Raw genomic sequence first — 7,630 nt, forward strand, 5'->3', positions numbered from 1 at the left:
TGAACTGTAACCTTGTAACAGTTACGCAAAAGAGTGCCTCGTAGCCTATATTTTGTGGCAGTAGTGTTGTTCAGGAGTGCTTTTATGGGACCGTGGACTCGCGACGAGATCGAAACAGCGCGAGCTGTTCCCTTCCACGTACTGCTCCGTTTCATTGGCGCGTATTGCAAGTTGGATCGGGACTACAAATCGGCCGTTTCGTCCAGCAGTGTTCGCGTGCACGTGAACCACGCTGGCCGCGACTTCCGATTCGTGTTCACCGGCGAGCGTTGGGTTAACGAACTCCTACCGCCGGCAAATGGCGGAAGAGGCGGTGCAGGCGCGATCGACCTTGCAGCACACATCATGGGCCTGGACTTTGTGCGGTCAGTAAAAATATGCATTGACGCGCATAACAGTGCCGAAGCGGTGCCCAAGTGAGGCTCTTCTACGCGACGAACGACTTTGTCTACAAAGGGCGGCCGCGTCAGGGCATTCCGTTTCTTTGTTACGACGACATGGAGCTGGTCAAGCCAGCCAGCGACTACCTCTTATGGCTCGCCCTCGAAAATCCTCGAATCAAAAGTCCTGCAACGTGGAAGAGCTACGCCGAGGCGATCTACGATTACTTTGCATGGCTCGACGCTAACTCTTTAAGCTGGGACGCGTTGCCGTTACGCACCGATGATGTCGATGAGATTTCGAATATCGCGTTGTATCGCAACTGGTCGCTTGGCGTGAGCGGTCGCTGCTCCGGGGAACACGCCATGCAGCCCGCTACGGTGCGCAGAAGACTGTCCCAGATCATGCGTTTTTATGAGTGGGCCGTTGCGCGAAATCGAATCGCCAGTGTTCCATGGGACGTCTTCATGATATCGCGTGCCGAAGACTCGTCGCTTCGAAGCGTGATCCGGGAATCAACGCTTCCTAAAGTACCTCGTCACGGCATCCGGTTTCTCAACATCGATCAGTGTCGCTTGCTTCTCCAGAGCTGTGGCAGCCCCACTATCCGGTTGATGACAAAGCTGATGCTTCAGACCGGCTTGCGGAACGAGGAGTGTAGAACGTTTCCGATGAAGTATCTGTTCGATCCATCACCCGATAGACGTTCACACCGAATTGCGATCGACCTCTCTCCGTCTGACATGATACTGAAGGGAAGTCGCCCCCGCCGGATCTACGCCTCCGGGCAACTCATCAAGGATCTGTTCGACTTCGCCAACTTCGGCGAGGGGGCCGTACGAGCCAAGCTCTATCGCATGACAGAGGGGAAAGCCTCTCCATTCGTGTTCCTGAATCGGCTGGGGACACCCTGGAGCGAGAAAGGGCTATGTAACGTCTATCGAAAGCTTTGGTGCCCAGCCTCTCCCGGGAAGCCGTCGCTTGAGTTCAAGGTCACGCCACACATGCTGCGTCACACCTTCGCCACGCTCGAACTGTACGCGGAAAGTCAAAACCGTAACATTGGTTACGCGCTCGCCTGGGTGCGTGATCGGCTCGGGCACGCGTCGATATCAACGACGACCGCGTACGTTCACTGCCTCGATTTGCTCGGCGAACGACATCTTAATCAATATGAGCGAGAAATAGACGCGCTTCTCATTGGCGGAGACGAACGGTGAAACCGAATCGTTATAAGCTTGATCGCGCTGCTGAGCGCGCTGTGGCTTCCCACACTGGAAGTCGCGATCCCTGGGTCGTTCAGACGACAACAGCCCTGGACTTCCGTCGCTGGCAATGTCATGCGAAAACGGGAGCAGACGCAGGCCGCGATGATCTGATCCTGGCGATGGCAAGGGGCCTGAGACGGCTTCAACCTACACTTACAAACACCAGTATCACGGCTATATATCACGGCGGAGTGTCGGCATGGTTCGGGTTTCTAGACGCGGCGAGAGGCGCATCTAAACCTGTGCGGCGAATATCGGATATTGACCGAAAATCACTTCAAAGCTTCGTCGTCTGGCTGCGAAATCGACCGGCAAGGACGGAGAGCGGTCGACTTTCTTACGGGACTGTCCGCTCGTTATACGTGAGCCTGAAAACAGTACTAATGCAGTGCGTTGCCGCTGGCGAACTTAGTATGGACTGCTTCCCGCCCCGGCTGTTTCCGTACGCCACACGCGCCCTCAAGTCGCCCGCGCCCTACACGAAGGACGAAATGCGGGCACTTATGACAGCGCTAATGAATGATCTTCGGGCTATCCGCGCCGGAACATTTGTTGGCACCGAGCCCGATCGCCTGTTAACGTACTTCCTTCTCATCGCAGCCAGAACCGGCAGGAACCCAACCTCTCTCTGCGAGATGAAACGCGATGCTATCCAGCCACATCCGCTCAAACCGGATACACATTCGCTGCTGACTACTTATAAGCGACGCGGCAACAGCATCTCCACCCTATCGGTTCGCAAGCCACGCGACGTCGAGGAGATCAGCGTGCTTGCTGCCGATACAAGCTCCTTGATATGCGATGTCCTGGAGCTTACTGATGGATTGGTCAATGAGGCGCCCGCTGATATGCGAAATCAGCTCTGGTTGTATCATCGGTCTCGCCGGTGGGTAAAGCTCGGTTCGGTGGCTGCATTCTCCAAAAAAATTATCTATACCTCCATTGAACGCTTCGTGACGCGACACCACCTGATTGCAAGTGACGTATGCGTCGGGTCCGAAAACCCGTCCCCACTGGCAGTGACGGTCATGCGACTGCGAAAGACGTTCGCATCTCGAATGTGGGAATTGACAGGGGGCGACCTTGCCATGACTGCGGTCCTGCTCGGCAACCGCCCCCATGTCACAGACAGCCACTATCTTGCGGTGACCCCCGAGATGATGCGCAACCACCACTTTCTCGGCAAATGTCTGGAAATTGAGCTTCGGGGAACGTCAAGGGACACAGCAACGTTGACGCGCCTGGCAAGGGAGATGCACGTCGAGATCGACGACATCAGGCGTACCCTCGCAGGCGAGAGCAACACAGGTGTTGGCCGGTGTTCTTCGCCACTCAATGGTCGGTATGCGCCGAAAGATGGCCATACAGCGTGCTCTGCGTTCCTTCATTGCTTCCGGTGCCCCAATCAGGTCGTGATGGAGAGTGATCTGTACCGCATGTACAGCTTTTACTGGCTGCTTGTGAAGGAGAGAAACCTCATTGGCAGAAATCGATGGCACAAAGTTTATGGCTGGGTGATCCGCGAGATCGACCGGGTCATTGCACCCCAGTTCAAAGCTTCAATCGTGAAGCAGGCGAAAGAGCAGGCCTTCGTTGATCCCCATCCGATGTGGCGCGATCGAGCAATGCTCCTAGGGCACGACCATGGCTAGTTTGACCAATCATCTGGTGGATCTGGCCTGCGTTCGAGCGGAAGATTTGCATGCTGTCATCGTCTGTCGGCAAGGCAACACGATTGTTTCCCGTTACGGCGACGACGCCTGGAAGCTCGTGCAGTGCTTTGCTCCAAGAAATCGGCCGGTACCGCACATCGTATTCTCCCGCCCGTTCAAAGGAGGGTGTCGCCTCACGGACGCTAGATATGAGCCGCTGCTCGCATCGGTGAAGCGCTTCCTCTACACGCGTTGGCGCGCAGCAGGTGGACAACGTGGCAGGCCAGTATCAGCAAGTACGCTACAGACGAACTGGATTCAAATCCGAAGGGTGGTTGCATGGATGATCGACGAGGATCTGACGACATTCAGCGAACTGACGCCGAACCACTGCGCCCGGTTTGCCGCAAGTCTGACGGGAGACCTTCAGCCCTCAACGGCTGCGGGCGTGTTGGGTGCAATCACAAGCTACTACGAACTTGGGGATCATCTTGTCGACCGGATTCCGGAATATCCATGGCAACCCGATTGCGGCGGCCCAACAAACCTCGCCCGGGCCGGTCGTCAGCCAAGACTGCAAAGCTGGAAGCAGGCAACGACTGAAGTCATCCCGCAGCGACTGATGTGCAAGCTCGTACGTATGGCACTCGATTACATCGAGAACCGCTCAGATTCTCTTTTATCCCTGCGTGATCTACTGGCCGGGTACGCAGACCGCAGGCTTGCCGAAGCCAGACGTGCGCACCGGAAGAATTATCCAAATGGCTTCTCGAGTGTGTGCACAGATGAAGAAAAGTACATTCGTTTGAAGGCGTCCCATCGACGCCTAAAAGAGGAGAAACAGCTTCTTGCCGAACACCGGTATGAGCGACGCCGGCAGGTGGACATCGATCTCCTTCATCTAAGGACTGCGTGCTATATCGTATGCGCAGTCTTCTCTGGCATGCGCGACTCTGAACTGGCGTCGCTGGAAGTTGGATGCTTTGTAAAAAGGGCGGGATTCGACGGCGACACGTTCTGCTGGCTCCGTGGGACGACCTACAAGCTTGAGAATGAGCCAACATCCGCAGAATGGATGGTGCCGGAAGTGGTTGGCAAGGCAGTTGTCGTTGCGACGCGGCTTGGAGAACCAGAACGAGCGATCATTAGCGAACGGATCAAGGTTCTGGAGCGTGCAGCATATGTCCGTCATCTCGACGAGCGTTCTCGTGCAAAGATCAAGGTCGAGCTTGAACGGCTTCGGCGTCATCGTAACGCGCTGTTACTCACGCGTACGAGACGTGGGATGGTCTCCGTCGTCGGCCGCGACACCGCCCGAAGCGCGTTGAGCGCATTCGGCAGGTTGGCAGATTTGAAAGTCGAGCAACAAGACATGGATGGCGTGATCAAGCGGGAGCGAGTTCGCCTCGGAGAAACGTGGCCACTCACTCCTCATGAATTCAGGCGCACATTCGCGGTCTACGTTGCCCGACACGTGTTGGGCGATATCCGTTACCTGCGAGAGCACTTCAAGCACTGGTCTCTCGACATGACGCTCTACTACGCGCGGCACGATACTGGCGCGGACCGATCATTGATAAACGACATAATGACAGAGCGTGACGAGTTGCAAAGTCTGATCATCCAAAGCTGGATGAAACCGCATAGCAGCCTCTCGGGTGTCGGGGGGCAACGTATCATGGCGTTTCGGAGTCGGGGCGAGCTTAAAACCGTCCGCGATATGCGGGACTTCTGCCGCAAGCTGGGCGAAAGTGTCTTCATTCGCGGAACGGGTCACTCGTGGTGCATGGCAAGTGGAGATGGTTGCGGAGGCCAGGGGCTTTACGATGCTGTCAGATGCGCGTCGTGCGGCGAGGCTGTGATTGATTCGACACATGTCGAGATCTGGAAAGGAATACGGCAACAGCAGATCGACGTACTGCGGTGCGCCGACCTTGGACTACCTTCCCGGCAGCGGTGCCTCGATCATCTTCGAAGGGCTGAGCGTGTACTCGCCGACCTGGGCGCCGACACTTCGCCATGCCTGCCTCCTGCAAAGGTGCGACGTGGCTGCTGAACAGAAAAGCACAACGCGCCGTCGGCTCGAGCTTGCGCTGCGCCGACTGCAGCACGGGAAGATGCAATCTAGCTCCGACGCGAGGATCAGCATTGCAGCTGTTGCCCGAGAAGCAGGCGTGAGCAATGCAACCGTTCATAACCGTTATCCAGACATCGCCGAGCGCGTTCGGAGGCTTCACGCCAAGGCAAGCCGTTTGAGCACAAAAGCGATGCCCGACACGGTGGACATCCTTCACCGAAAATTGCGGGAAGCGCACAAAGAAATCGATCAGTTGAAGACCGATCTGGCGAGGTCGCAGTCGATCAACCTTCGCCTGACAAGGGAGCACGAACTCCTCCACGCACGCCTGCTGAAACAAAAGTCGGATCAACACTAGCGGTTACTGGTCCATGGCGAATGCAGTGCTGAGTTGCTGCATCCTGAGCAACTCGTTTCCATGAACGTACCGCGAGGTGGTCGCAATCGACGCGTGCCGGAGGTTATCGCGAACGCTGCGCAGTTCAACGCCGCGCGCGAGCGCGCATGTGGCATGCGTGTGTCTAAGCCAATGTGGGCTAGCCTGCTCGAATCTGTGCGCGGCAACCGAATCGGTAGCGCGGACCTGCTCAGCGACCAGGCGGAAGAACCGCTTCAATACAACACGCAATCGTGTCCCGGAAACGCTCACCCTTAGGTCTGTGCTTAACGCCGGCACGAGCGGAACGTCCCGGTTGCATCGACGAGGATCTGCAGGCAAGCCTCGCTGCGAGAGAAACGTCTGCACTGCATGCATCGCCAGTGGTGGCAAGGCGACCGTTGCGGCACGCCGGCCCTTCCCGCGCAGACGCAGCCAAACGTCCGCAGCATCGCCGAAATAAATATCACCCGTCTTCGCCTCGACCAGTTCGGCTGCGCGGAGTCCAGTGGCCAATTCGAAGTCCAGAATAAAGCACAGCCGTTGGGTCGCCTCCAGTGACCAGCCGTGTGCTGTCGACAACTCGCTGGCGACGCGTCGCGCAAATCGCCACTCCTCATCGCCGAGTGCTCGCATTCGGGGCGCTGCCGTGGATCGATTGCTGCGCGCGGCCAGACCCGCAAACGGGTTTGCGACGACGTACTGCTGTTCAACTAGCCATCGGAACATTGCAGACAGCACCGAGAGTGCATACGCCACGGAAGACGGGCGCAGCCGGCGGAAGAAGGGTCTCCAGCCCTCCGAATCACGACTCCGCCGCGGGCCCACCCATCGCTCCCTTGGTTCGGGACGATGCAGAAACGTCCTGTAGGCGATCGCATCTTCGGTATTCAGCGACGAGAGCGCGCGCTTGCGTTCCAGATTTGCCCAAAGGAGCAGACGCTCCGCCTCCCTGCGGTACGCCCTCGACGTAGCATCGGTCTCATGCAAGGCAAGCCAGTCCTCGATTGCCTCCCGGTCGGTGATGGCGTTTAGCAGGCATCTGGCCTTCGGCGCGCGATACCTGCCGCGAGAGCCGTCGAGCCTGCGCACACACGAGACCTGCCACCAAACGAAGTGGTCGCGCGATTCAAGGCGTTCCACGAGCTGGCGTGCGGATTCTGTCAGAGCAGGATGGTGCGCGAAGAATGCCTCTATATCGCGTGCCGATGCCGGCCCGATGCCTGTGATGTTCGCCCACCAGAGACGGCGCCGGGGAACCTGCAGCGTCAGCTCCGCGAAAGTGGCAATCCCCTGAGCCTTCAAGGCCCGGATTGTGCGTGCCGGCAACCAGAGACCGATGTCGTCGTTGATCCGTGGTTCGCGGGCAATCAGCTCCCGCAATGCCTCAATCGCCCGGTGTACCGCTATCGCCTGACGGGTGCGACTCGTGCCGTGAACCGTGAACACTGAGGCGATGTCGTCGCGTCCGTATGCCTCAGCGATCCGTATCAGACGTTGTTTGATGCGGCCGACGATTCCGCGGGAAGACTGCGCATAGGCCCGCGCGTGAGGCAGGTAGCGGTCCACGGCCGCGCGCGCGGTTAGTCCCTCATACCACGCGCGCAACGCCGCGAGTGACGCGTGATCAGGAAATGGAACGAATGCGTCGGGTCGGGATCCGTCATCCTGTTTGGAGTGCTTCACATTGGCCTCCGAACTTCGCCAGCAGTTCCAGAAGCGTAAGGCACGGACACGGACATCGCCTAGCCCGCACCTTCGATGACGCTATTCCGCTAACGAATCTTATCAATATGGCGTGCGCGACAAGAAAAGTGACTGTCAGCGCATCGCGTGAGACGGCGACCACAATGTAACAGCCCGAAAGGTTACGGTT

Annotated in this window: 6 protein-coding genes; 5 read left to right on the forward strand and 1 reads right to left on the reverse strand. The window is 57.8% G+C overall.

The window, feature by feature from the left end:
• The first annotated feature begins 84 nt into the window (after positions 1-84).
• The 5 genes from VSR82_RS39235 to VSR82_RS39255 all read left to right on the forward strand — a co-directional run bounded on the left by VSR82_RS39235 (position 85) and on the right by VSR82_RS39255 (position 5,736).
• Positions 85-420 (forward strand): hypothetical protein, encoded by a 336-nt coding sequence (locus VSR82_RS39235; protein WP_498858843.1) that lies wholly within the window; start codon positions 85-87, stop codon positions 418-420.
• Entirely contained in the window at positions 417-1,601 is a 1,185-nt protein-coding gene (locus tag VSR82_RS39240) for a tyrosine-type recombinase/integrase (RefSeq protein ID WP_498858844.1), read from the forward strand. Before VSR82_RS39235 ends, VSR82_RS39240 begins: the two co-directional genes overlap by 4 nt.
• A 563-nt stretch (positions 1,602-2,164) precedes the next feature.
• Positions 2,165-3,301, forward strand: a complete 1,137-nt coding sequence (locus tag VSR82_RS39245) for a hypothetical protein (protein WP_498858845.1) — start codon at positions 2,165-2,167, stop codon at positions 3,299-3,301.
• Entirely contained in the window at positions 3,294-5,357 is a 2,064-nt protein-coding gene (locus VSR82_RS39250; protein ID WP_498858846.1) for a site-specific integrase, read from the forward strand. Before VSR82_RS39245 ends, VSR82_RS39250 begins: the two co-directional genes overlap by 8 nt.
• A 118-nt stretch (positions 5,358-5,475) precedes the next feature.
• A complete protein-coding gene (locus tag VSR82_RS39255; protein ID WP_498858847.1) occupies positions 5,476-5,736 on the forward strand; it encodes a hypothetical protein in 261 nt (86 codons plus the stop codon).
• A gap of 3 nt (positions 5,737-5,739) precedes the next feature.
• Here the strand turns inward: VSR82_RS39255 and VSR82_RS39260 are convergent, their stop codons facing one another.
• Positions 5,740-7,440 (reverse strand): site-specific integrase, encoded by a 1,701-nt coding sequence (locus VSR82_RS39260; protein ID WP_498858848.1) that lies wholly within the window; start codon positions 7,438-7,440, stop codon positions 5,740-5,742.
• Positions 7,441-7,630 lie beyond the last annotated feature (190 nt).

It is taken from the genome of Burkholderia sp. JPY481, assembly GCF_038900515.1.
Classification (GTDB): domain Bacteria; phylum Pseudomonadota; class Gammaproteobacteria; order Burkholderiales; family Burkholderiaceae; genus Paraburkholderia; species Paraburkholderia youngii.

What these genes read in the sequence shown, in the direction of transcription:
- VSR82_RS39235 (WP_498858843.1), top strand. Translation starts at nt 85, where the DNA reads ATGGGACCGTGGACTCGCGACGAGATCGAAACAGCGCGAGCTGTTCCC.
- VSR82_RS39245 (WP_498858845.1), top strand. Translation starts at nt 2,165, where the DNA reads ATGAATGATCTTCGGGCTATCCGCGCCGGAACATTTGTTGGCACCGAG.
- VSR82_RS39250 (WP_498858846.1), top strand. Translation starts at nt 3,294, where the DNA reads ATGGCTAGTTTGACCAATCATCTGGTGGATCTGGCCTGCGTTCGAGCG.